Below are 24,227 nucleotides of genomic sequence, written 5' to 3' on the forward strand. Positions count from 1 at the left end.
TAATATATTCTGTTTTATATAATTGCAATTTTAATGCGATTTTCAAAGTTGGTTCAGTTTATTTAACAATTTAAAAAAAATTAAAAGGTAAATGATTAAAGGAAAAAAAGTAAAATGGATTAGAAAATCTCACCGATATTTAGGAATATTTTTAGGTCTTCAATTCTTAATGTGGACCATTAGCGGTCTGTATTTTAGTTGGTCTAATATTGATGATATTCATGGAATTCAATTTCATAAAAAAGGAATTGTTGCCGAGTCGTTTTCAGGTTTAATAAGTCCTTCCCTACTTCATCCTTCGATAGCAATTCAATCTATAGAATTAAGGGTAATAAATAATCAACCTTTTTATTGGGTTAATGACAAGATGCTTTACAATGCCAAAACAGGAGACTTAAAAAAAGGAATCACTAAAGAAGAAGCATTAGCAACTGCGGATAAAAATATTGTATCAGGTTTAAAAGTAAAAGAAATACAACTTATTAAAGAAGTAGGGAAACACCATGAATATAGAGAGCATTTACTACCTGCCTATGTTATTTCATACCAAGAACCAAATAATTTAAAGGCTTATATTTCAGCAAATGATGGAGCTTTTCAAACGATTAGACACCGCGATTGGAGATGGTTTGATTTTTTATGGATGACCCATACCATGGATTATGAGGGTAGAGACAATATGAATAATATTGTTTTGCGACTATTTTCATTATTAGGGTTAATAACCGTTTTAAGTGGTTTTTTACTTTGGTATATCTCATCGCCTACTATTAGAAAAATTTGGAGGAAAATAAAAAAATAATTTAAAATAATAAAAAACAGTAAAATCAATTTAAAATCAATTTAAAATCAATTTAAAATCAAAAACCATGAAAAAAATAATTCTAATACACTTCTTTATTTTACAAGCTTTAATAATTTCGGCACAAGAAAAAGTTCAAATAAAACTAACTTCTGCAAGTCCATCTGCATCATTTGAACAAGAATTGGGTAGCACAATAATCAAAGTTTCTTACAGCAGACCACTAGCAAGAGGCAGAAAAATATTTGGTGAATTAGTACCTTTTGAAAAACTCTGGCGAACTGGCGCTAGTGATTGTACTTCAATAACTACCAACGAAGATATTGTATTTGGAAATACTACTTTAAAAATGGGTAGTTACTCAATATTCACAATACCTTCTAAAAAGGAGTGGACAATAATTGTAAATACAGATACTACATTACATGGAGAAACCGGATACGATGCCAAAAAAGATGTTTTTCGTTTTACAGTTCCAGTAGAAAGCATACCCAATTTATATGAAACATTTACAATCGAAATAAATGATGTTAACAGTAAAGGGGAGGGATTTCTAAAAATAATATGGGAAAATTCGATGGTGAAAATTCCATTGAAAAGCAAAGCAGATGAAAATATTTTAGCAGTAATAGATAAAAACATCATTAAAGAAAAAACTCAAGATGCTAATTTATTATTTCAAGCAGCAAACTATTATTACAGTACAAACAGAGATTCCAAACAAGCAATAGCTTGGCTTATTGAAGCCGAAAAATTAGATCCACAAAATTTTTACTATCCTAATTTGAGACAAAAAATAGCAACGGAACTAAAAGACTATCCAAGTGCAATTGAAGCAGGTAAAAAAGCTTTATCAATAGCAGAATTAAAAAAAATGAAAAGTGTTGAATCACTTAAAAAACAAATTTTAGAGTTGGAGTTACTATTAAAAAAATAAATTAATTTTAAATCAAAAAATTATGGCAATGAAACACACAACAGAAGAGCATTCAAAAGAATTAAGTTTGACTATGTACAAGAAATTAGCGATTATGATAGTGTTATCATTTATAGCTATGTACATACTAATGTATGCAATGGTAGATGTTTTTGCCAATGTAATACCCAATATAAACCAATTTTACATGGCTGGACTGATGACCATGCCGATGCTCATAATTGAACTTCTAGTGATGGGTAGCATGTACGGAAATAAGAAATTAAATATTTCACTGGTTGTCACTGGATTTATTGCTTTGATTCTATTTTTTGCAGGCATTAGGCAACAGGCAGCGGTTGGAGATAAAGAATTTTTAAAATCAATGATACCACACCATGCTGCAGCAATATTAATGGGTAAAGAGTCATCGGTTACCGACCCTGAAATAAAGGAATTAATTAAAAATATCATTACCAGCCAACAGGCAGAGATTGACCAGATGAAAGCAAAGCTCAAAGAATTAGACAAATAATTCCATAAGAATTAGTAAATTAATTTTAAACTAAAAAAATGAAAAAAATTATAGTATTAATATTCATTATGTCTATTAATTCCTTTGCCCAAGCACAGGATATGAAAGGTATGGATATGTCAAAAAAAGAAAAGGCGCAAAAGGTGCAGCCCACAACATACACCTGCCCAATGCATCCCGAAATTCACGCTAACAAGCCAGGGAAATGCCCTAAATGCGGAATGACGTTGATAAAGGAAAAAGCTAAAACGGTTAAAAAAACTGTGGTGAAGAAGCATGATGAAATGCAAATGCCCATGAAAAAGACTTCTAAAAAGAAGGACGACATGGACAATATGAAAACGGATAATAATAAGGTGGCATCCGTAACATACACCTGCCCAATGCATCCCGAGATTCACGCTGACAAGCCAGGGAAATGCCCTAAATGCGGAATGACTTTGGTAAAGGAAAAACCGAAAGCAGTTAAGAAATCGGTAGTGAAGAAGCATGATGAAATGCAAATGCCCATGAAAAAGAGTTCTGAAAAGAAAGACAACATGGACAACATGGACAATATGAAAATGGATAATAATGAGGCTCCTAAAAATCATGAGATGGGCAAAATGGATATGCCAAAAGCAAACTTAGGCTCCATAAAGACAATTGTAAACAACACACCGCCAAGGACAGTTCGATACGATTTATACGTGCGGGACACCATTGTAAATTTCACGGGTAAACCTAAAAGAGCCATTGCCGTAAACGGACAAATACCAATGCCACCACTAACGTTTACAGAAGGCGACACCGCAGAAATTTATGTGCACAATGAGCTGAACGAAGAAACATCGTTGCATTGGCACGGTTTGTTTTTACCCAACAAAGAAGATGGTGTGCCAAACCTTACACAAATGCCAATCAAACCACATACTACCCATTTGTATAAATTTCCAATTATTCAACACGGTACGCATTGGTATCATAGCCATACCGGATTGCAGGAACAAATAGGAATGTACGGTTCTTTTACTATGAATAAAAGAGAAGAGCTTGACATTCCCACCGTGCCCATAGTTTTGAGTGAGTGGACGGATCTGAATCCCAATAATGTACATCGAATGTTGCATAATGCTTCGGATTGGTTTGCTATTAAAAAAGGAACAACCCAAAGTTATGCAGAAGCCATAAGAAGCGGCTATTTTAAAACCAAACTTAATAACGAATGGAAGCGAATGAACGCTATGGATGTGAGCGATGTGTACTACGATAAATTCTTAATAAACGGAAAAAGTGAAAGCCAACTTTCACATTTTAAAGCAGGCGATAAAGTCCGATTACGAATTGCAAACGGCGGAGCCTCCACTTATTTTTGGCTTACTTATGCAGGAGGTAAAATGACTGTTGTAGCAAGCGATGGTAACGATGTAGAGCCCGTTGAAGTAGATCGATTAATCATTGCGGTTTCTGAGACCTACGATGTTATCGTTACCATTCCTGCTGATAAAACTGCGTATGAATTTTTAGTTACATCCGAAGATCGCACAAAATCAGCTTCCTTATATTTAGGTGATGGTATCAAGCAATTAACGGCTCCGCTACCCAAGTTAAAATATTTTGAAGGGATGAAGATGATGAACGGCATGATGAAAATGAACGGAGATTTAGACGATATGGGAATGCAAATGTCGCTTAACCAAATGGATATGAACGTAGTTATGTATCCGGAAATAACTGGTGAACTAAAGCGAAAAGGCGACGATAAAATGCAAGGCATGGATATGGAAGGAGATAAAATGAATGGAATGGACATGAACAAAAAGGGAATGAAAGATAAGGATACAGACAAGGAGAAAAAAGATGCTATGAATATGGGTGACCATAAAATGGAAGGTATGGACCATCAATATGATTCCAATGCCCTTTCTGATATCGTTACCTTGAACTATGCCATGTTGAAAGCTCCAATCAAGACAACCCTTCCTAAAGATGCACCAGTAAAAGAATTAAAGTTTGAACTTACCGGAAATATGAATCGTTATGTTTGGAGTCTGGATAACAAAGTAGTTTCAGAAAGTGATAAAATATTAATTAAAAAAGGAGAAATCGTACGCATGATACTTCACAACAATTCTATGATGCGCCATCCCATGCACTTGCACGGACATGATTTTAGGGTAATCAACGGACAAGAAGATTACGCTCCAATGAAAAACATCATTGACATCATGCCAATGGAAACCGATACGCTCGAATTTGCAGCCACCGAAAGCGGTGATTGGTTTTTTCATTGTCATATTTTATATCACATGATGAGCGGAATGGGCAGGGTTTTTAGTTATGAAAACTCCCCTGCAAATCCATTAATCCCAAACCCTAAATTGGCACAACGCAAATTGTTTGCTGATGATAGAGCATTTCATTTTATGGCAGAAAATGATTTTGCTACAAACGGAAACGATGGAGAAGCGATGTATCAAAGTACACGTTGGAGTATCGGCACCGAATGGCGATTGGGTTACAAAGAACACCACGGTTATGAAACCGAAACTCATATTGGAAGATACATTGGAAAAATGCAATGGTTAATGCCTTTTATAGGTTTTGATTGGAGATATAGAAAAGGGGGAATAGACAATCAAGAAAGAAATCTTTTTGGGCAAACCAATACCAAAGACAACAGAGCTGTTTTTAGTGCAGGGGTTAATTACACATTACCAATGCTTATAGTCGCTCAAGCCGAAGTTTTTACCGACGGAAATGTACGTTTACAGTTTGAACGAAAAGACATTCCAGTTTCAAAAAGACTACGAATGAATTTAATGTGGAATACCGACAAAGAATATATGGCAGGTTTACGCTACATTGTCAAAAGAAACTTTGGAATCACTACACACTATGATAGTGATATGGGAATGGGATTAGGTGCTACTTTTAATTATTAAGAAACTCAAATTTCAAATTTGTATGGAGGATGCTTGTTCTAAAAGACAAGCGTCCTTTTTTTGCAATTACATTTTTTACAAACCAATATACATTCCTGATAATGTGTGAATTATATAATTTTTATTAGAATTTCACAATACTTTTTCAAGTTAAAAAGCTACCTTTAAACTGCGAAAATTAATTCGCAATTTAAATTTAAAAAAGATGAGTCATCAAAAATTTAAAGATTGTATCGATGCATGTTCAGAATGTGCAGTAGAATGTTCGCATTGCGAAAGTGAATGCTTGAATGAGCAAGACGTAAAAATGTTAGCGCGTTGCATAAAACTAGATCATGATTGTGCAGCTATTTGTTTATTTGCAATGCAGGCTATGGCAAGCGGAAGTGAGTTTACGGAAAAAATCTGCAAATTATGCGCCGAAATTTGTACAGCTTGCGCCGAAGAATGTGAAAAACATGCACACATGGAGCATTGCAAAAATTGTGCGGAATCCTGTCGAAAATGTGCTGTTGAGTGCAGTAATATGAGTAAGTTAAGCACCGTAAAATGAGTAAAATGTGAGTATTTCAATCTCTTAAATAAAGTTTCGTTTAGAGGAATTATTTAAGAGATTTTAAACAATCAAAATTATAAACTATGAAAACATTACAAAAAATCACATTAATTATTGTATCGATTGGTTTGTTTACATCGTGCCAATCCAAAACTGATGTAAATCAAATTCTTTCAAATTCAGATACAAAAAAGGCAATTATGGATACTATTGCTAACAATAGCGATATGTCTAAAGATATGATGCAAGCAATGATGAACAGTAGTAAAGGAAAAATGATGATGACAAATCACGAAAATATGATGAAAATGATGAAGGATAATCCAGCTATGATGAAAGGAATGATGACCGAAATGATGGAAGCATCTAAAACAGATACTACGATGATGTCTGAAATGTGTAAATCGATGATGGATAATCCTAAAATGATGGATATGATGAATGATAAAAAAATGCAATCACACAAAATGACTGGAATGGATAAAAATATGGATATGTCCAAATAATACAAATACAAACAACATTAAAATATAAAAAAAATGGAAACTCAAAAAACGTATACCTGCCCCATGCACCCAGAAGTTACTTCGGATAAACCCGGAAAATGTCCTAAATGCGGAATGAATTTAATGGAGAAAAAAGAATGAAAATTCTACTAGCAACCGATGGTTCAAAATATAGTAAAACAGCAATTAATGAAATTGCCAACAGGCCATTTCCGCCCAAAACCGAAGTGTGCATTCTTGCCGCATATGAAATTACCTCCATTTTAAACACTTTAGAACCAATGGGTGGAAAAACCAGTCAAATTGACCATCCTATTCCAGTGCAAATTGACCACCAGTTTCGGAGCAAACTGACCACCACTTTCCAGTTCAAATTGACCACCTAATTTTGGGGTACAATTGATCATCAAAAACTACTTACTTTTTCATGTTGTTAGCACCATACATTCGTTAAAAAAAGACGGATTATGGCAAACAAAATAACAGACATGAGTAAAATTAGAAAAGCAATTAAGTTCTACTGTAACGGAAAAAGTAAGTTATTCATAAGTAAGTACTTATCTCTTTCTAGAAATACGGTAAAGAAGTATATTTCTTTATTTGAAGTGCTAGGATTAAGTTTTGAAGTAATTAGTGAAAAAACTGATGCTGAGTTAGAACTTTTGTTCTCACACACTACCGTGGAATCAATCAGTCCCAAACTGCAGCTTCTTTATGATTTTTTTCCTAAAATGGAACGCGAACTAAAAAAAGTTGGCGTTACCATACAGCACATGTGGGAGCAATATATTGTCCTAAATCCTAATGGTTACCGAAGCTCGCAATTTGGACATCATTATAAAATATGGAGCAAACGAGTCAATCCAGTGATGCACATGAATCACAAAGCGGGTGATAAAATGTATGTGGATTATGCTGGAAAAACACTCTCCATCATTGATAAAGACACGGGAGAAATTAAAGAAGTACAATTTTTTGTAGCCATATTAGGAGCCAGTCAATACACCTATGCCGAAGCTTCCATGAGCCAACAAAAGGAAGATTTTGTTACATCGGTAGAAAATGCTATGCGTTTTTTTGAAGGTACTCCTGCGGCAATTGTTCCGGATAATTTAAAATCTGCAGTGATAAAAAGCAGTCGTTTTGAACCCACCATTAATGAAACCTTGGCTGATTTAGCCGAACATTACCAAACTACAATCTTGCCTGCCAGGGCTTATAAACCCCGAGACAAATCATTGGTTGAAGGAGCTGTTAAGATCTTGTATCGAAGGATTTATGTAAATCTAAAAGAAACTAAATTCTTTTCTCTGGAAGAATTAAACCAGCAAATATGGGATTTATTGGATGCTCATAACAGTCGAAAACTCACAGGACGTCCGTACTCTCGGATAGAATTATTTTTAGAAGATGAACAACAAAAACTAAGTCCATTACCACAAGAACGTTTTGAAATCAAATACCAATCCTTTGCAACAGTAATGCAAAATGGGCATGTTCAATTAAGTCAGGACAAAAATTACTATAGCGTTCCGTATCAATATGTCAAGAAAAAAGCGAAACTATTGTATACCAAATCAACGGTAGAGATCTATCACAAATACAATCGAATAGCCATCCATCCAAGGAATTACAAACCTTATATCTATACCACAATCCCGGAACATATGGCTAGCACGCATCAATTTGTAGCTCAGTGGAGTGCTGCCCGCTTCATTGATTGGGCCAGTAGTATTGACGAGTCAGTAGCAGAATATATTATGCAAATAATTGAAAGTAGAAACCATCCTGAACAGGCTTATAAAAGTTGTTTGGGAATATTAAACTTCGAGAAAAAGGTAGGGAAAGAGCGATTAATAAATGCCTGTAAGCGGGCACTTGATTTTAAAATTTACAATTTTAAGACCATTCAAAATATTTTAGAAAACAACTTAGATCATATCGAATTTGAACAAGAACCTGAGCAGGAACTTCCAATTCACGCTAACATAAGAGGAAAACAGTATTATAATTAAATTAAAACACAGTAATCATGAATGAATCCACAGTAACAAAAATGAAACAAATGAAGCTTTACGGCATGCACAATGCTTTTAAAACAGCCATTGAAAGCGGAAAAACAGACCATTACACGCTCGATCAGTTTGTATCGATGCTTATTGATGCCGAATGGGATGAAAGGCACAATCGGCGTATTGCCCGCAGTATCACCAACGCCCGATTCCATTACAAATCAAATATTGAAAGTATCAATTTTGACCAAACCCGTAATCTGGATCGAAATACCATACTGCGTCTGGCAGAATGTGAATTTGTCGAAAAAAATGAAAACATTTTAATAACGGGAAGCACTGGTGTAGGCAAAAGTTATTTAGGCACAGCATTAGGTTATCAAGCCTGTATCCAAGGTTTTAAAGTAAGTTATTTTAATACTTCGAAGCTGTTTGCTAAATTAAAAATGGCCAAAGCAGATGGTTCTTACCTGAGAGAATTGGCCAAAATAGAACGGCAAGATGTTATTATATTAGACGATTTTGGACTCCAAGCTTTGGATAGCAGTAACCGAATTACCCTTTTAGAGATCATTGAAGACAGGCATAATAACGGTTCTATCATTGTAACCTCACAAATCCCAGTGCAAGGCTGGTATGACATCATTGGAGAAAAAACCATAGCTGATGCAATTTTGGATAGGCTGATACATCAATCTCATCGACTCGAATTACATGGAGAATCTATGAGAAAAAAAAGAGGGATAAACAAAGGATAATATTTAAGTATATTTGAACACTAATTAACAGATGAAAAAGAGTAGTTTTTAATGAAAAATGGGGTGGTCATTTTGCCCCGGAATTGGGTGGTCATTTTGAATTGGAATCAGGTGCTCACTTTAAATTGGAATTGGGTGGTCAATATCACTGGAATTTGCACTACAGGCTGTTAGCCCCCGGCAGTTTTCGCTATAATGATATTTTTTTGCTCCTTTTGGCCCACAGATGTAAACTTTAGTTTCTACTGAATGAAAAGAAGTTAGAGAAATAAAAAGAACGATTACAATAGATTTCATTTAAATTATTTTGAAGTTAATAGTGTCAATTCACTTGTAGATGATATTCATTTCCGTCCTTGTCAACTGCCTTTAGTTTGCCATAATCAATCCATTCTGCAGTGATCTCAATTTCTCCATCAGTCGTAATTAATATACCAGCGCCGTATTTTTCTTGGATATTGATGTTTCCAGATATCGAATCTCCTAGAGCATTACATCCACTTACATCATAATTATACTCATAATGACCCGGTTTACCGGTTCGATATTCATATTGACGATGTGCATCATTATGATACGTTTTTGCTTCTTCGGGAGTAATAACTTTTCGATCATCCGGTTGGATAACCTCCTTATAAAATGTATTGGTTTTTTGAGGAGGCTTTTCTTTTTTACAACTAATGATTCCCAAAGCCATTATTATAAATACTATTCTAAAATTGCTAAGCATTTTCATTTATGGAGTTAAAATAAATATTGATATGAAATGGTTCCTTTTTATTGACAATTTGTATCTAATATAAAATCCTTAATAATTGCATTCAGATTAAAGGGTAGGTTCGCAGTTTTAATTTCAAAATGTTTTATTTCTATTTCAGCAAACCATTTACTCCAATAGACTCTGATTACTTTTTCTTCATAAGACCTGTTTATATTCGGATTTATTCAAAGATAAAACCATTAAAATTCAACTCCTTACGGTAAACCGTAATCTGACTCATTATTTTATTTGAGCCATAAAAAAAGCCCCCGAAGGAGCTAAAATGCGAAGAGTAAATCTGGGTATGTTAGGAGTGAAACTTTAAATAATTCCTAAATCCTTGGCTATAGCTACAAGATGTACAGTATTATTTGCTTTGAAATAAATTTTGAGTTTATTGATATGTTTTTCAATAGAACTTTTACTGTTAGGACTAATGCCTTCTTTTTTAAATTCCGCTTCTATATTTTCTTGAGATATCCCTATGGAGAGATACTTGATTAACTGCACGTCATAATTGTCTATTTCACTTGTAGTCTTATCTTGAAGCAGATACAACAATTCAGGAGAAATGTTTTCTGGTTCATTATTGTAGGTTTTTTGAATGGCTTTTTTAAGGTCGTATATTGTGTTTCTTCCTTTTATTACATAGCCATCTATATTAAGCTCGTCAAATAGTAATTTGACACGATGTGCTCTGTCTTCAATCGAAAAAACAATTATTTTAATGTTAGGACACTGCTTTTTAACTGCAGCTATCAATTCTTCACCCGAATTGAGTTGGTTCAATTGGTGATCTGCCTTAAAGGACAAATCAGAAATAAGCAGTTGAAAAGGAGCACCGTCTAAATGTGCTTTTTTAACCTTTAACAAAGCTTCATCACAATATTTTGCGTATTGAATTTCAAGAACATTTAGTTCATTTAGTATCTGGGCAGCACCCAAATCATTAAAATCAATATCATCCGCAATTAAAACTTTTGTAAACATATTTATATATTATTTTGGAACTAAAATTTTAGCTTTGAAACCTTTATTGGTTTGAGAATCAAAAGTAAGTATTCCATTTACCGTATGAATACGGTTTTCCGCATTCTGGAGACCATTTTTTAAAATTAGTTTTTCTGAAAAACCAATTCCATTATCTGAATAGTCAATTTTAAGAGAATTTTGTTCCATATCAAAACCAATGACCACAAAACTGGCTTGACTGTATTTTTTCATATTAACCATAAGTTCTTGTAATACTCTTTGTATAGCAATCTTTTTTTCCGTTTGAACTTTTGACCAATCTATTGGGGTACCATTTTTAATAATAACTTCGGTACTACTACTTTTATAGTTATTGAGCATTTGTTTTAAATTCTGTTCAAAACGTTCTCCTGTTTCTATTGGACTATTCGCTTTAGAAAAATTTCGGGTTCTAATATATATTTTATCAAGATTATCTAAAAGAGTTTCTTTTTTTATCGGATTCTGTAAATCTTGAGTTCCAGCAAAAGTCATGGCATAAAAAACATCATTAGCCAATTCATCATGGAGTTCTTTAGAAATTCGGGTTTCGGTACTATAACTTGCCTCTAAGCGTTCTCGTTTGGTTTTACTTTTATAGTACTGGATTATAAATACAATCCCGCCAAGTAGTATAACAAATCCAAAAAAGAACAAGTACTTTTGGTTCTTTTGCGTTGCAAGTTCCAAAAGGGTTTCCGCTCTTTGTCCCTTATATTTGATGCTTTCCAGAATGGCTTTTCTAGAATCATATCTAATTTTAGCAAATTGATTTTTAGCATTACTACGTACTTTTTTAATACTATCGTTTAGATTTACAAACAATCTGGCGTAACTATTTTCTCCTTTTTCTTGATTTTGTGACATTAAAAATGCCAAGGCTTCCAATCGTTCGTCAATACTTTGATGTTTCGTTGCTTGATCATAAGCATGTAGTGCAAATCCTTTTGATTTTTGATAATCTTTATTTTGATAGTAATCGGCTAAATGCAAATAGCTTTCAATACTTCCATAGGAATCGTTAATTCTAGTTCTGATGGCTAAAGCCTGATTCATTAATGCTAGTCCCTTTGGAATCTGATTGTCTTTGTAATAAGCAAATCCTAGATTGTCAATAATTCTAGCTTTTTTATTCTGTAGTGTATCTAAAATAGCAGACTTTAAAAATGGCTCTAAGAGTACTATTGCTTTTCTGTACTTTTTTTGTTCCATATAAACTGTAGCGATATTATTAAGAACAGCCACTCTAGCTACGGAATCTTTGACAGTTTTTAAAACTGTACTATAATAACGAACGGCGTCATCGTAATTTTTTAGTTCTTTTGCTGCGATTCCAAATAAATTATTTGCCGCCACCAGATACTGTGAATCATTATTTATGTACGGTAAAGCTTCGGTTAAAGTTTCTTCACTGCTGTAATAATCGCCATAGGTCTGTTGGATTTGTGCCATTCCAACTAGATTATAGGCGATATATGCGCTGCTGCCCTCCTCTTTAAATAATTCTGTAGATTTTAAATAATAATAGAAAGCACTATCCAGTTTATTATCCCTACTAAAGGAATCACCTAATTCTGAATATTTCTGGGCTACAATTTCTTTCTGGCTTTCTTGTTTTTTAGAAGTATCAATACCTGTTTTTACACTCTTTTGACAAGATCCGATGGAAAACAAAAGCACTACAATAAAAAACGGGGAACGCAACATATAAAGTTTCTTTCCCCGAAATTAGTATTTAATTGCAAATTAATACACCTTATTATGGTTTTTTTGGTGGTGTTATAATAATTACTTCATCGCCAGGGCCATCACTAGCCATAGGACTACTTGTATTAGACAAGGGACTAGTATCACTTTCATTGAATTTCAGACCTGTTTTTTGAACTCCAAAATCTTTTGCTTGAGAAGTTGTACTATCAAGCGCATCAGCATCACATGAAACCATAACTAAGCCCGATACTGCCATAGCAGCTGTAAAAAATATTTTTTTCATTACTTTAATTGTTAAAAATTTGACATAGGTTTGGCCGTTCGATATCTTTAATCGAATAATTAGTAAAGGCCAAACCATTAAAATGTGAACAGTTTTTTTTGGTTTCGGGAAGTAAAGTGGGCTAGTACGGAATCGATTAATTATACTTCCCGGAATAAAAATTCTCTTCTGTATAGCCTCACTTTTATAGAAGTAGTTTTGTACATTTGTCCGTATCGCGAAATAGAACAAGAACTAATTCTGAAGCAAAGTAATGATGCTTCTGCAGTAAAATTGATACGGAATTCCTATGATTCCCAGCAATACCGAGGATTCCTGAAAATTCCTAAAAATTACTTTAAGCTTATGGTGAAAAATACTTTAGAAGATTATAAAGCAGCGGTTAAATTGAAGTATGAGATTGAAAAGATTGGCATCCATTCCAGTTTTTTGCTGAACCCTTCTCGTGCCAAATTGAGGAAATTGTGTGGTGAGTTATTTAAGAATAATGCTAACGCTGATGATTTAAAAAGCTTTTCTGCTTTTTTTCAATTTGATTTTATTTTAAATTGCTCCAACAAATTGAAAGACCAAACAGATAAATTCAGGCCTATTGAGACATTTTTTAAAGGAGAGACTGATTTAACTGATATTGAGGCAGTAAATATTGCAGCAATACTAGTCGATTTTAATCCGCGACCTTACCTGAAATTCTCAAGACTGGAGGCTCTTAAAAAAGAGAATACCGCCATTGCTAGTATTGAAAGTATGGATAAAGAAGATGTTGCTGGAGCATCTACGATTTTTAAAAATAATAGCATTAGTCTCGACGAATCAATGAAACCATCATCCTTGGAAAAGAAAGATTTAAATATTTTTCAAAAAAGGCTATTTATTCCTGGACTGATAATAGTTACAATGTTGTGTGGTTTTGGTTACGTTTTTTTGCCAAAAAAAGAGTGCATGCAATGGCAAAAAGACCATTTTGAAGCAGTTGTTTGTGAGACTAAAGCAAATGGTATAGTAAACTTGTATTCAACGATGCCTCTAAATAAAAATATGCTGAATTTTAGAAAGATTGAAATTTGTGATACCACAACCTTTTTTAAACATGATAAGCCAATATTGTGGTATTGTAAAACTGGAGATCATTTGGATTTTTTTAATGGACCAGGTTTTAACCCTGAAAATGATAAACCTTTAAAACCGATTACCCAGTATATGATTGATAAATATATTAAGTAAACCCGATAGTGCGCGTTTGCTGTAGGTACAAGTTCCCCCTGCAGGCGCTGGCGTCTCGCTCGTACCCACAACGTAAACATGACTCCCCCTGCTCCCCGAGGTCTCCCGACCTCGAACCAGAGTCTTTTATCCGAAACCGAACATTACAGATCAAAACTGACAATTTAGCTACGAAACATAAGTACTGTAGTTATGCGGATGTACAATCTTCAAAAAATAATTAAAAAATTATAGTATAAACGGTTAAATAGCAATCAACTTATACGATGTACTCCTACCGCTCCCTTCTTGTTCAATAATACCTTTACCCATTAAATCTTGAATATCTCTAAGGGAGGTATCGGTAGAAACTTTAGTGATTTTGGCATATTTAGAAACAGTCAGTTTACCAAAAAAATCATCAAGAAGCAGTTGAAGTATTTTTTGTTGACGTGGGTTAAAGTTAGTACTACGTTGAGTTTCCCAAAATTGAGCACGCTTTAAGATTGCAGCAATAGTTTCATCGGTCTGTGCCATAGAACACAACAAACAATCAAGAAACCATTCCAACCAGTCAGTAATATCCAAATCACCTTTTTGTGTACTTTCCAATATAGCATAATACGTATCACGTTCAGCTTGAATTTGAGCCGACATCGAATAAAATCGTTGCTTACTTTGGTCGGCACGAGCAAGTTGCATATCAGTTATAGCTCTTGTGATACGTCCATTACCATCATCAAATGGATGTATGGTAACAAACCACAAATGGGCAAAAGCGGCCTTTAATACAGGATCAATATCTTGATTTGAATTAAACCAATCTAAAAAAACATTCATTTCTGTAGCTACTTTATCTGCGCTTGGTGCTTCAAAATGTATAGTTTCTTTTCCCATTGGACCAGAAGTAACCTGCATGGCATCTTCTCGCCAAGCTGCGGTTTTTATTTTATACATGCCACTTCGCCCAGTCGGAAAAAGAGCAGCATGCCATCCAAACAAACGATCATCACTTAAAGGTTCTTCATAGCGTTGTGTAGCATCCAATAGCATTTCTACAACACCTTCTACATGGCGCTCCGCAGGAACAGCACCGGCTATTTCAATACCTAAACGCCTTGCAATGGAAGAACGAACCTGTTCTGGATTCAATTGCTCTCCTTCAATTTCGCTCGACTTTAGTACGTCCAAAGTCAATGTTTTAAGCACTGTTTCCTCTTGCAATCGAAATCCAAGTCCTTGCATCACTCCAAGTATTTTGCCTTGTCTGTGTCTCACGGTTCCTAGCAGGGGCGTAATCACATCTGCATCCCAAGTGAATTTTGGCCAATCATTTTTTTGATGAATATACATATCTACCGCATTTTTGCGGTAAATATAGGGCTTATTTACCGCAAACAAAAAAATATGCGGTGATTACTTTCATTTATCACCGCAATTATGCGGTAAATATAAAGCTTATTCACCGCATTAGTATCAAAAAACAAAGTATGCAATTCGGGAATCGAGCATCTCAAGAGCTAGCCAATAGATTTACAACCAGAGCAGAGTGCTTAGCACGGATTGCTGATTCTCAATACGAAAATCCATTCGATGATTTTCGGTATTTAAACAGTAAGGCTTGAAATTGAAGCTCATGAATACCAAAAAACAATAATAAATCACGAATATATTTTCTTTACTTTCTTCCTCACATAAAACAACAATAGCAACTACTTATCCTCTACCCGCCCTTATATTTTTATCCCAAAAATTCACGGTAAGGATTTTAGCGTTGGTCGTTAGGGAGTGACCCCGAAGCCGAGTGTGAAACACGAGCGGCTGGGGTCGGGATAGGAAAATGCGTCCGATGTTTTTTGGGATAAAAATATTCAGACTTGATTTTTTGTTTCTTTTGTATCAAGACAAAAGAAAAACAATCTCGATCATCTCCGATGGTGGGAAATTACATTACTTGACTATTGCCATTTAACTTAAACAATTATCATAGACGCTAAAAAAAATCAAATTATTACCACTATGCAATTCGGGAATTTTACTATTCAATTCGGGAATTACACAAGTAAACATTTGCTAAAATGCAGACGCCCAGATAGATTTGCTAACCAAAAAAATAATAATGGAAAGCATTTAAAACATTAATTAGAAGTGAATCAAATGAAAAACTACTCAAATTCGGTAATGGCAGAATTAGAAAGCCAATTAAAAATAACCTACTCCAATGAGGATAACCTAGTAAACTGTTCACAGCAAGCTATTAAAGCAACAATAGCAAGCCTAGAGCAATTGAAATCGTTTTTCAAAAAACATAGTTTTATAAGCAAATCAGAGGAAATAGAATTTTTCAAGGATATTAAGCCTCAACTGGCAAGCAAATTAATTTTCTACAATGAAATCTATAATATTGAGATCAGCAAGCCATCCGGTTCTGATAAAACCATCCGGAAACATTACAATAAAGAATTAAGCAAAATAAAAATTTTCTTCGATGAAAATCTGGAATTTTATAAATACTACCGCTCAGGAAACACATGTCTGGACAAAAAATATTTTCTGCGAAGAAAGCATGACATCACGATGACTTTGGACAGTTCTTATTTTCAATCGGATTATGATTTCACTACTTCACATGATTTTAAAGTGTCCAAAATAATAGCCAATGATAATATTAAAGTGTATTTGGAAACCAAACTCAAAAAGTATAAAAACGGAAATCAAGACAAACAACACACCGAGGCGAATCATAAAGGACTCAGGTGGACAGGCTCCAAAGTAGCTCTGGTAGAACTAATGTATGCACTTCATGCTGAGGGGGCCCTAAATAATGGTAATCTAAGCTTGAATGAAATTGCTAAAAATATCGAATCAGTATTCAATTTAGACATCGGACAATTCAATAGAATCTATTTAGAAATTAGGAGTAGAAAGACAATGGAAAAAACTAATTTTCTAAATTCGCTCAAATACAACTTAAAAAAACGCATGGAAGAAGCGGATGAAAAATAAAAGGCCACTCTTTATAAAAAGAGCAGCCTTTATGGAAACAGTTTCAGGGTTTAGGTATAAAGTTCGTCAGTTTGACAATCAAGGTCGATTCAAACCTTTGAACCTTAGTTCCTCTGCAACCCTTAACCTAAAAACAAATTATTCATTCTCAGCAATACCGGTAATCAATGACATTACTATTGCTTTTTCAAGACTCTCAGTTGAACCTTCAGTTCCTCCTGCAATATTTCCAACCAACAAATCCCACTCTGGATCGGTATTTTTCTTAGGTCGTTGTATTATCTCATAAACAGTGTACCTTGCTATAGAAGTGGTAGTCAGGATAATTTTTTTATCCGATAAGGAAAAGGTACTATTCTCTGAAATTTCATTCTCATAAGTGACCACAAACTCATGGATAACTGCATAATCAGATTCCGTTTTACAAAGTAACAGCAGAGAATTTACAAAAGCATTAAAACTAATTTTGGCCTTATTGGCAACTAGTGAGTTATTAATAATTCCGGGAGTACAACTATCAATAGTAGAAAGAATATAATCAACCCTGCTATTGGACTTAAACGAATAATTTATACCGGCTAAGGCAGTAAAAGACTCGTTTTCATTTGCAAGCATAGTAACGCGATCCGCTACACTGGCAACACTACTACTCAAACCATCTACAGCATAATAAACCGCATACAATTCGGCGTGCAATTGTCCAGCAATTTCATACTGATTTGCATTATTTACAGGCAATACTATACTACCTTTCTTTGTAATTAAACGGCTGGATGATTTAGAAACGCTAGCTTTAGTGTCTGATACTGCTACATCAGGAGATTCACTACAAGAAATAAAAAATGGAATTACGATTAAACATAAATAAATAAATTTCATAAAGATTAATTTTTAAAATGGGACTGATTACTTTTTTCGTCAGTTCATTTCGCCCGGGGTAATTTGAACAATGCGGTGTTTACAACTAGCAAACGGTTATGAATTCGAAGCAAAACTACTCGTCCAATTCAAGCCCAACAAACCATTATCTATGCAATTCCCGAATTGACAATGTGTAATTCCCGAATTACACACACTATTATTTAATGCAAATAGTAAACAATCAGCTCTCTAACTTTTAGTTTCGTTTTAATCAGTTTATTTAACAATTGTTTAATATTAATATAATTTTAGCTACATTTATTTCAAAAAATCAAGCATAACTACGTGCTTTTTATATGTGGAAAAACCAGTCAAATTGACCATCCTATTCCAGTGCAAATTGACCACCAGTTTCGGAGCAAACTGACCACCACTTTCCAGTTCAAATTGACCACCTAATTTTGGGGTACAATTGATCATCAAAAACTACTTACTTTTTCATGTTGTTAGCACCATACATTCGTTAAAAAAAGACGGATTATGGCAAACAAAATAACAGACATGAGTAAAATTAGAAAAGCAATTAAGTTCTACTGTAACGGAAAAAGTAAGTTATTCATAAGTAAGTACTTATCTCTTTCTAGAAATACGGTAAAGAAGTATATTTCTTTATTTGAAGTGCTAGGATTAAGTTTTGAAGTAATTAGTGAAAAAACTGATGCTGAGTTAGAACTTTTGTTCTCACACACTACCGTGGAATCAATCAGTCCCAAACTGCAGCTTCTTTATGATTTTTTTCCTAAAATGGAACGCGAACTAAAAAAAGTTGGCGTTACCATACAGCACATGTGGGAGCAATATATTGTCCTAAATCCTAATGGTTACCGAAGCTCGCAATTTGGACATCATTATAAAATATGGAGCAAACGAGTCAATCCAGTGATGCACATGAATCACAAAGCGGGTGATAAAATGTATGTGGATTATGCTGGAAAAACACTCTCCATCATTGATAAAGACACGGGAGAAATTAAAGAAGTACAATTTTTTGTAGCCATATTAGGAGCCAGTCAATACACCTATGCCGAAGCTTCCATGAGCCAACAAAAGGAAGATTTTGTTACATCGGTAGAAAATGCTATGCGTTTTTTTGAAGGTACTCCTGCGGCAATTGTTCCGGATAATTTAAAATCTGCAGTGATAAAAAGCAGTCGTTTTGAACCCACCATTAATGAAACCTTGGCTGATTTAGCCGAACATTACCAAACTACAATCTTGCCTGCCAGGGCTTATAAACCCCGAGACAAATCATTGGTTGAAGGAGCTGTTAAGATCTTGTATCGAAGGATTTATGTAAATCTAAAAGAAACTAAATTCTTTTCTCTGGAAGAATTAAACCAGCAAATATGGGATTTATTGGATGCTCATAACAGTCGAAAACTCACAGGACGTCCGTACTCTCGGATAGAATTATTTTTAGAAGATGAACAACAAAAACTAAGTCCATTACCACAAGAACGTTTTGAAATCAAATACCAATCCTTTGCAACAGTAATGCAAAATGGGCATGTTCAATTAAGTCAGGACAAAAATTACTATAGCGTTCCGTATCAATATGTCAAGAAAAAAGCGAAACTATTGTATACCAAATCAACGGTAGAGATCTATCACAAATACAATCGAATAGCCATCCATCCAAGGAATTACAAACCTTATATCTATACCACAATCCCGGAACATATGGCTAGCACGCATCAATTTGTAGCTCAGTGGAGTGCTGCCCGCTTCATTGATTGGGCCAGTAGTATTGACGAGTCAGTAGCAGAATATATTATGCAAATAATTGAAAGTAGAAACCATCCTGAACAGGCTTATAAAAGTTGTTTGGGAATATTAAACTTCGAGAAAAAGGTAGGGAAAGAGCGATTAATAAATGCCTGTAAGCGGGCACTTGATTTTAAAATTTACAATTTTAAGACCATTCAAAATATTTTAGAAAACAACTTAGATCATATCGAATTTGAACAAGAACCTGAGCAGGAACTTCCAATTCACGCTAACATAAGAGGAAAACAGTATTATAATTAAATTAAAACACAGTAATCATGAATGAATCCACAGTAACAAAAATGAAACAAATGAAGCTTTACGGCATGCACAATGCTTTTAAAACAGCCATTGAAAGCGGAAAAACAGACCATTACACGCTCGATCAGTTTGTATCGATGCTTATTGATGCCGAATGGGATGAAAGGCACAATCGGCGTATTGCCCGCAGTATCACCAACGCCCGATTCCATTACAAATCAAATATTGAAAGTATCAATTTTGACCAAACCCGTAATCTGGATCGAAATACCATACTGCGTCTGGCAGAATGTGAATTTGTCGAAAAAAATGAAAACATTTTAATAACGGGAAGCACTGGTGTAGGCAAAAGTTATTTAGGCACAGCATTAGGTTATCAAGCCTGTATCCAAGGTTTTAAAGTAAGTTATTTTAATACTTCGAAGCTGTTTGCTAAATTAAAAATGGCCAAAGCAGATGGTTCTTACCTGAGAGAATTGGCCAAAATAGAACGGCAAGATGTTATTATATTAGACGATTTTGGACTCCAAGCTTTGGATAGCAGTAACCGAATTACCCTTTTAGAGATCATTGAAGACAGGCATAATAACGGTTCTATCATTGTAACCTCACAAATCCCAGTGCAAGGCTGGTATGACATCATTGGAGAAAAAACCATAGCTGATGCAATTTTGGATAGGCTGATACATCAATCTCATCGACTCGAATTACATGGAGAATCTATGAGAAAAAAAAGAGGGATAAACAAAGGATAATATTTAAGTATATTTGAACACTAATTAACAGATGAAAAAGAGTAGTTTTTAATGAAAAATGGGGTGGTCATTTTGCCCCGGAATTGGGTGGTCATTTTGAATTGGAATCAGGTGCTCACTTTAAATTGGAATTGGGTGGTCAATATCACTGGAATTTGCAGGTTATGACGACATCTATAAATTTTTGGAAACAAGAAGGCTGATTTGTGAACAACTGCTGTATGGTGAAATCACCGATATAAAAACAGGTGAAGTACTTGCTAATGCAAAAATCACCTTATACGATAGTCAATTTAAGGTTATCAATTCTGCTACTTCAGATGAGAAAGGAAAGTACAGCTTTACCGTTGAATGTGGAAAGACGTACAATGTAAGAGCTGAAAAACCAGAATACGCAACCAAAGAAGAAAAAATAACGATCTCCGCAACAACAGGAAAAACATATTTACCTATTGCTTTAGAAAAAGAAATATGCAAAGTAGCTGTTGGTGATGATTTGGGTAAATGTTTTGGTATCAAAATGATTTATTTTGATTTAGACAAATCCAACATCAGACCAGAAGCGGCTCTGGATTTAGAAAAAATATTAGATGTATTAAATCAGAACCCAACAATGAAAATTGATATCCGTTCGCATACTGACAGCAGACAAACCTTCAAATACAATGAAGCGCTATCTGAAAGAAGAGCTGCATCAACCATCAAATGGTTAGTTAAAAATGGTATTGATGCAAACAGATTAACTGGTAAAGGATACGGTGAAACTCAACTGGTAAACAAATGCGCTGATGATGTTATTTGTACCGAAGACGAACATCAACTCAACAGAAGAAGCGAGTTTATTATTACAGCGTTGTAATATTATTTATCATAAAAATTTAAAAGGCTGCCTTTATCAGGCAGCCTTTTTTGTACACCATCACTTTCTTAAATAATGAATTACGATACAAACTAGGTATAATTTGTTTCACTCTTAGAGCTTAATCAATCTTCCAGAGTTAACTAAAACCCAACCTATAATTACTCAAAACAAAAAAGTCCAATGAAAATTATTTCATTGGACTTTTCTATTCAAACAACCAAATTAAAATTAGCTATACGTTTATTAATTATCTTTCAAATACCTGATAAATATAAAAGGCTGTCTTTTGGGGATAAGACAGCCTTTTAGTTTAAAAAACAAACTCTAACTATATTTTTGCGAAAATATTAGTGTAATACTTTCTACCATTTGCAGGATTTTCTTTAATTGCAATTCCAAAATGAGTATGATCACCTTCGATATTAGCTTTGTGAGTAGGACTTGCTAACCAAGCACTTAAAACTGCCTCAGGAGTATTGTAATTGTAAGCTATATTTTCACTTACAGTTTTAGCTCCTAAAGTTTTGATTATATTTTCAGAACGAGCAACAAAATCATTATGATTAACTACATTATTTGCAATCATGTAATTGTCATGTTCTTCTGACTTGAATGACATATGATTGATTTTTTCCAAAGGTTTTAATCCAACACTAATTCTGTGTTTATTGATTAAATCCATTGTTTCTAACTCAATAGAATTATAAGAATAACTTACTACTTTTTGTGCAGTTGCTTCAGTAGTTTGTGTCTCAGAATCATCTGAAGAACAAGAATTCATTGTACAAATAACAATAACAAGGAATATTGCGCGAAGTAATTTTATTTTCATAATATAGTAGTTTAAGTTTAAAGTAGATTGTGGGGCAAACTTCTTTAATAAATAAATAATATGTTCTTATTTCTTATTCAAACATACTTATTTTATCGTTAAACTACCAAAAAAAATCGACGAAATACACAATAAAAATATTTAAATATGTATTTTTCTTACATTATGGTGATAAGCGGTCGATTTTCCATGAAAAATCTTCTTGACTACTATATCTAATTCTGTCATGCAATCTATTAGGTCTTCCTTGCCAAAATTCTACCTCTAAAGGAGTCACAAGAAATCCTCCCCAATGTTTTGGTCTAGGAATAACCATACCATCAAAATCCTTTTCTAACTCTTTTAGATTTTCTTCTAAAAATTCTCTGGAAGGGACAATTTCACTTTGGTTAGAAACTATTGCGCCTAACTTGCTACCGTCAGGTCTGGATTCAAAATAATTATCTGAAATCGTTTCTGTAGTTTTATGGGCAATACCTTTGATAATAACCTGGCGTTCCATAGTGTGCCAAAAAAAAGAAAGACAAATTTTAGGATTTTGGGCAATAGCCCTACCCTTTTCTGAATTATAATTGGTATAAAAAATAAATCCTTCCTCATTAAATTTTTTCAACAAAACTACTCTGGCCTTTGGAAACCCATCTAATCCTATTGTAGATACCGTCATAGCGTTAACTTCGCTATCACCGCCAAAGTCCTCTACCTCATGAAACCACCTGTTAAAAAGGTTTATTGGGTCTTCAGGAATATTTGATTCTAATAGCTCACTCTTTTCGTAAGATTTTCTATAGTTACTTAAATCGTTCATGATTTTTATTTTAAGATTATTAGATATTTGAATGATTCAGTTTAAGAATATTCAAATACTAAATGTGAATTCGGATGAAATAAATTATTTTTTATTTAAAACTCAAAGCTTTTTCCATCATCTGCCAAAAGCACTTCCGGAAAAATAGTTGCGGCTTCTTCTTTAAAAAGGTCAATATTTTCATATCGAGTAGAATAATGCCCTAAAATTAATTGCTTTGCATTAGATTTCAAAGCAATTGTAGCCGCTTCTTTTGCTGTGGAATGCAAAGTCTTTTTAGCTAAATTTTCTTCTGATTGCAAGAAAGTTGATTCATGGTATAAAACATCAATATTTTCAATGATTGGAATCATAGCTTCATTATATGCGGTATCAGAACAAAAAGCATAATTTTTTGCAGGAATTGGATCAAATGTTAATTTATCATTTTCAATAACTCGACCATCTTCTAAAGTAATGTCTTTTCCGTTTTTTATTTTTTGATAATAACAGGTATCAATTTCATAATTTTGAACAGCATCCAGGTTAAGTTTTCTCGGTGCTGCTTTTTCTTGGAACAAAAACCCATTCGTATATACACGGTGCTTTAAAGGAATGGTTTTTACCAAAACTTTTTCATCTTCAAAAATTACTTCGCTTTCGTTGGATTCTAATTCATGAAAGAACAAACCATAATTAGTCCATGAATTAGACAATCTCAATTGTAACTTGATGATTTCTTGAATTCCCTTTGGACCATAAATATGTAAATCGGTAGTTCTGTTCAGTAAAGTAAAAGTAGATACTAATCCTATTAGTCCAAAAAAATGATCTCCATGTAAATGAGAAATGAAGATATGATTAATCTTAGAAAATCGGATTTTATTTTTCCGCAATTGTACTTGGGTTCCTTCTGCGCAATCAATCAGAAAAATTCTGTTTTTTATTTCTAAAATCTGTGAGGTTGGATTCGTAAATGTTCGGGGTGTAGCTGCATAGCAACCAAGGATTGTTAGTTTCAATTTTTAATTTCAATTTAAAAGTTAGGATAGAATTAAAA

Annotated in this window: 24 protein-coding genes and 1 pseudogene; 15 read left to right on the forward strand and 10 right to left on the reverse strand. The window is 33.9% G+C overall.

What is annotated here, in order from left to right:
- The first annotated feature begins 91 nt into the window (after positions 1–91).
- The 10 genes from Q1W72_RS01625 (at position 92) to istB (Q1W72_RS01670) (ending at position 9,009) form a co-directional block, all read left to right on the forward strand.
- Positions 92–802, forward strand: a complete 711-nt coding sequence (locus Q1W72_RS01625; RefSeq protein WP_099715370.1) for a PepSY domain-containing protein — start codon at positions 92–94, stop codon at positions 800–802.
- A 67-nt stretch (positions 803–869) separates the two neighbouring features.
- Positions 870–1,739: a DUF2911 domain-containing protein gene (locus Q1W72_RS01630; protein WP_099715369.1), complete on the forward strand. Its 870-nt coding sequence runs from the start codon at positions 870–872 to the stop codon at positions 1,737–1,739.
- A gap of 28 nt (positions 1,740–1,767) precedes the next feature.
- Positions 1,768–2,253 carry a DUF305 domain-containing protein gene (locus tag Q1W72_RS01635; protein ID WP_243698920.1) on the forward strand — a complete coding sequence of 162 codons (486 nt, stop codon included), beginning with the start codon at positions 1,768–1,770 and terminating at the stop codon, positions 2,251–2,253.
- A gap of 38 nt (positions 2,254–2,291) precedes the next feature.
- Positions 2,292–5,177 carry a multicopper oxidase domain-containing protein gene (locus Q1W72_RS01640; RefSeq protein WP_302136986.1) on the forward strand — a complete coding sequence of 962 codons (2,886 nt, stop codon included), beginning with the start codon at positions 2,292–2,294 and terminating at the stop codon, positions 5,175–5,177.
- A gap of 205 nt (positions 5,178–5,382) precedes the next feature.
- The gene (locus tag Q1W72_RS01645; RefSeq protein WP_099715367.1) at positions 5,383–5,730 is read left to right on the forward strand and encodes a four-helix bundle copper-binding protein; all 348 of its coding nucleotides are present in this window, start codon (positions 5,383–5,385) and stop codon (positions 5,728–5,730) included.
- An 86-nt stretch (positions 5,731–5,816) separates the two neighbouring features.
- Positions 5,817–6,239 (forward strand): membrane or secreted protein, encoded by a 423-nt coding sequence (locus tag Q1W72_RS01650; RefSeq protein ID WP_099715366.1) that lies wholly within the window; start codon positions 5,817–5,819, stop codon positions 6,237–6,239.
- 33 nt (positions 6,240–6,272) lie between these two features.
- Entirely contained in the window at positions 6,273–6,380 is a 108-nt protein-coding gene (locus tag Q1W72_RS01655) for a heavy metal-binding domain-containing protein (protein WP_220485219.1), read from the forward strand.
- Positions 6,377–6,625 carry a hypothetical protein gene (locus Q1W72_RS01660; RefSeq protein ID WP_302136994.1) on the forward strand — a complete coding sequence of 83 codons (249 nt, stop codon included), beginning with the start codon at positions 6,377–6,379 and terminating at the stop codon, positions 6,623–6,625. Before Q1W72_RS01655 ends, Q1W72_RS01660 begins: the two co-directional genes overlap by 4 nt.
- A gap of 81 nt (positions 6,626–6,706) precedes the next feature.
- A complete protein-coding gene (istA, locus tag Q1W72_RS01665) occupies positions 6,707–8,254 on the forward strand; it encodes an IS21 family transposase (protein WP_158730039.1) in 1,548 nt (515 codons plus the stop codon).
- Between the two features lie 17 nt (positions 8,255–8,271).
- Entirely contained in the window at positions 8,272–9,009 is a 738-nt protein-coding gene (gene istB / locus Q1W72_RS01670; RefSeq protein ID WP_113667236.1) for an IS21-like element helper ATPase IstB, read from the forward strand.
- Positions 9,010–9,331: 322 nt separating this feature from the next.
- Here istB (Q1W72_RS01670) and Q1W72_RS01675 read toward each other — a convergent pair whose 3' ends face one another.
- The 4 genes from Q1W72_RS01675 to Q1W72_RS01690 form a co-directional block, all read right to left on the reverse strand.
- Positions 9,332–9,739 (reverse strand): hypothetical protein, encoded by a 408-nt coding sequence (locus Q1W72_RS01675; protein ID WP_302136996.1) that lies wholly within the window; start codon positions 9,737–9,739, stop codon positions 9,332–9,334.
- Between the two features lie 351 nt (positions 9,740–10,090).
- Positions 10,091–10,759, reverse strand: a complete 669-nt coding sequence (locus Q1W72_RS01680) for a response regulator transcription factor (RefSeq protein WP_302136998.1) — start codon at positions 10,757–10,759, stop codon at positions 10,091–10,093.
- 9 nt (positions 10,760–10,768) lie between these two features.
- Positions 10,769–12,487, reverse strand: coding sequence for a hypothetical protein (locus tag Q1W72_RS01685; RefSeq protein ID WP_302137000.1), 1,719 nt, complete (start codon positions 12,485–12,487; stop codon positions 10,769–10,771).
- Positions 12,488–12,539: 52 nt separating this feature from the next.
- Positions 12,540–12,773, reverse strand: a complete 234-nt coding sequence (locus Q1W72_RS01690; RefSeq protein ID WP_302137002.1) for a hypothetical protein — start codon at positions 12,771–12,773, stop codon at positions 12,540–12,542.
- Positions 12,774–13,118: 345 nt separating this feature from the next.
- On the opposite strand from Q1W72_RS01690, the gene Q1W72_RS01695 reads away from it, so the two are divergent.
- Complete coding sequence (locus tag Q1W72_RS01695) at positions 13,119–13,997, forward strand: hypothetical protein (protein WP_302137004.1); 879 nt, start codon at positions 13,119–13,121, stop codon at positions 13,995–13,997.
- Positions 13,998–14,240: 243 nt separating this feature from the next.
- Here Q1W72_RS01695 and Q1W72_RS01700 read toward each other — a convergent pair whose 3' ends face one another.
- A complete protein-coding gene (locus tag Q1W72_RS01700) occupies positions 14,241–15,329 on the reverse strand; it encodes a Fic family protein (protein ID WP_302137006.1) in 1,089 nt (362 codons plus the stop codon).
- An 804-nt stretch (positions 15,330–16,133) separates the two neighbouring features.
- On the opposite strand from Q1W72_RS01700, the gene Q1W72_RS01705 reads away from it, so the two are divergent.
- Entirely contained in the window at positions 16,134–16,982 is an 849-nt protein-coding gene (locus Q1W72_RS01705; protein ID WP_302137008.1) for an RteC domain-containing protein, read from the forward strand.
- A gap of 138 nt (positions 16,983–17,120) precedes the next feature.
- Here the strand turns inward: Q1W72_RS01705 and Q1W72_RS01710 are convergent, their stop codons facing one another.
- Positions 17,121–17,861 (reverse strand): hypothetical protein, encoded by a 741-nt coding sequence (locus Q1W72_RS01710; protein WP_302137010.1) that lies wholly within the window; start codon positions 17,859–17,861, stop codon positions 17,121–17,123.
- A gap of 300 nt (positions 17,862–18,161) precedes the next feature.
- Positions 18,162–18,323: a hypothetical protein gene (locus Q1W72_RS01715; RefSeq protein ID WP_302137012.1), complete on the reverse strand. Its 162-nt coding sequence runs from the start codon at positions 18,321–18,323 to the stop codon at positions 18,162–18,164.
- 60 nt (positions 18,324–18,383) lie between these two features.
- On the opposite strand from Q1W72_RS01715, the gene istA (Q1W72_RS01720) reads away from it, so the two are divergent.
- From istA (Q1W72_RS01720) to Q1W72_RS01730, 3 genes and pseudogenes are all read left to right on the forward strand, one after another.
- On the forward strand, positions 18,384–19,931 hold the full coding sequence (gene istA / locus Q1W72_RS01720) for an IS21 family transposase (protein WP_158730039.1): 1,548 nt from the start codon (positions 18,384–18,386) through the stop codon (positions 19,929–19,931).
- A gap of 17 nt (positions 19,932–19,948) precedes the next feature.
- Positions 19,949–20,686, forward strand: a complete 738-nt coding sequence (gene istB, locus Q1W72_RS01725; RefSeq protein ID WP_113667236.1) for an IS21-like element helper ATPase IstB — start codon at positions 19,949–19,951, stop codon at positions 20,684–20,686.
- Positions 20,687–20,846: 160 nt separating this feature from the next.
- Positions 20,847–21,545, forward strand: a pseudogene (locus Q1W72_RS01730) (OmpA family protein); the annotation flags it as partial.
- Positions 21,546–21,876: 331 nt separating this feature from the next.
- Here Q1W72_RS01730 and Q1W72_RS01735 read toward each other — a convergent pair.
- The 3 genes from Q1W72_RS01735 to Q1W72_RS01745 all read right to left on the reverse strand — a co-directional run bounded on the left by Q1W72_RS01735 (position 21,877) and on the right by Q1W72_RS01745 (position 24,189).
- Positions 21,877–22,380, reverse strand: a complete 504-nt coding sequence (locus Q1W72_RS01735) for a CAP domain-containing protein (RefSeq protein ID WP_099715633.1) — start codon at positions 22,378–22,380, stop codon at positions 21,877–21,879.
- 163 nt (positions 22,381–22,543) lie between these two features.
- Positions 22,544–23,188: a pyridoxamine 5'-phosphate oxidase gene (gene pdxH, locus Q1W72_RS01740; RefSeq protein WP_099715634.1), complete on the reverse strand. Its 645-nt coding sequence runs from the start codon at positions 23,186–23,188 to the stop codon at positions 22,544–22,546.
- A 95-nt stretch (positions 23,189–23,283) separates the two neighbouring features.
- Positions 23,284–24,189 carry a ribonuclease Z gene (locus Q1W72_RS01745; protein ID WP_099715635.1) on the reverse strand — a complete coding sequence of 302 codons (906 nt, stop codon included), beginning with the start codon at positions 24,187–24,189 and terminating at the stop codon, positions 23,284–23,286.
- Between the last annotated feature and the right edge of the window lie 38 nt (positions 24,190–24,227).

This window comes from Flavobacterium sp. ZE23DGlu08 (genome assembly GCF_030505335.1).
GTDB lineage: Bacteria > Bacteroidota > Bacteroidia > Flavobacteriales > Flavobacteriaceae > Flavobacterium > Flavobacterium algoritolerans.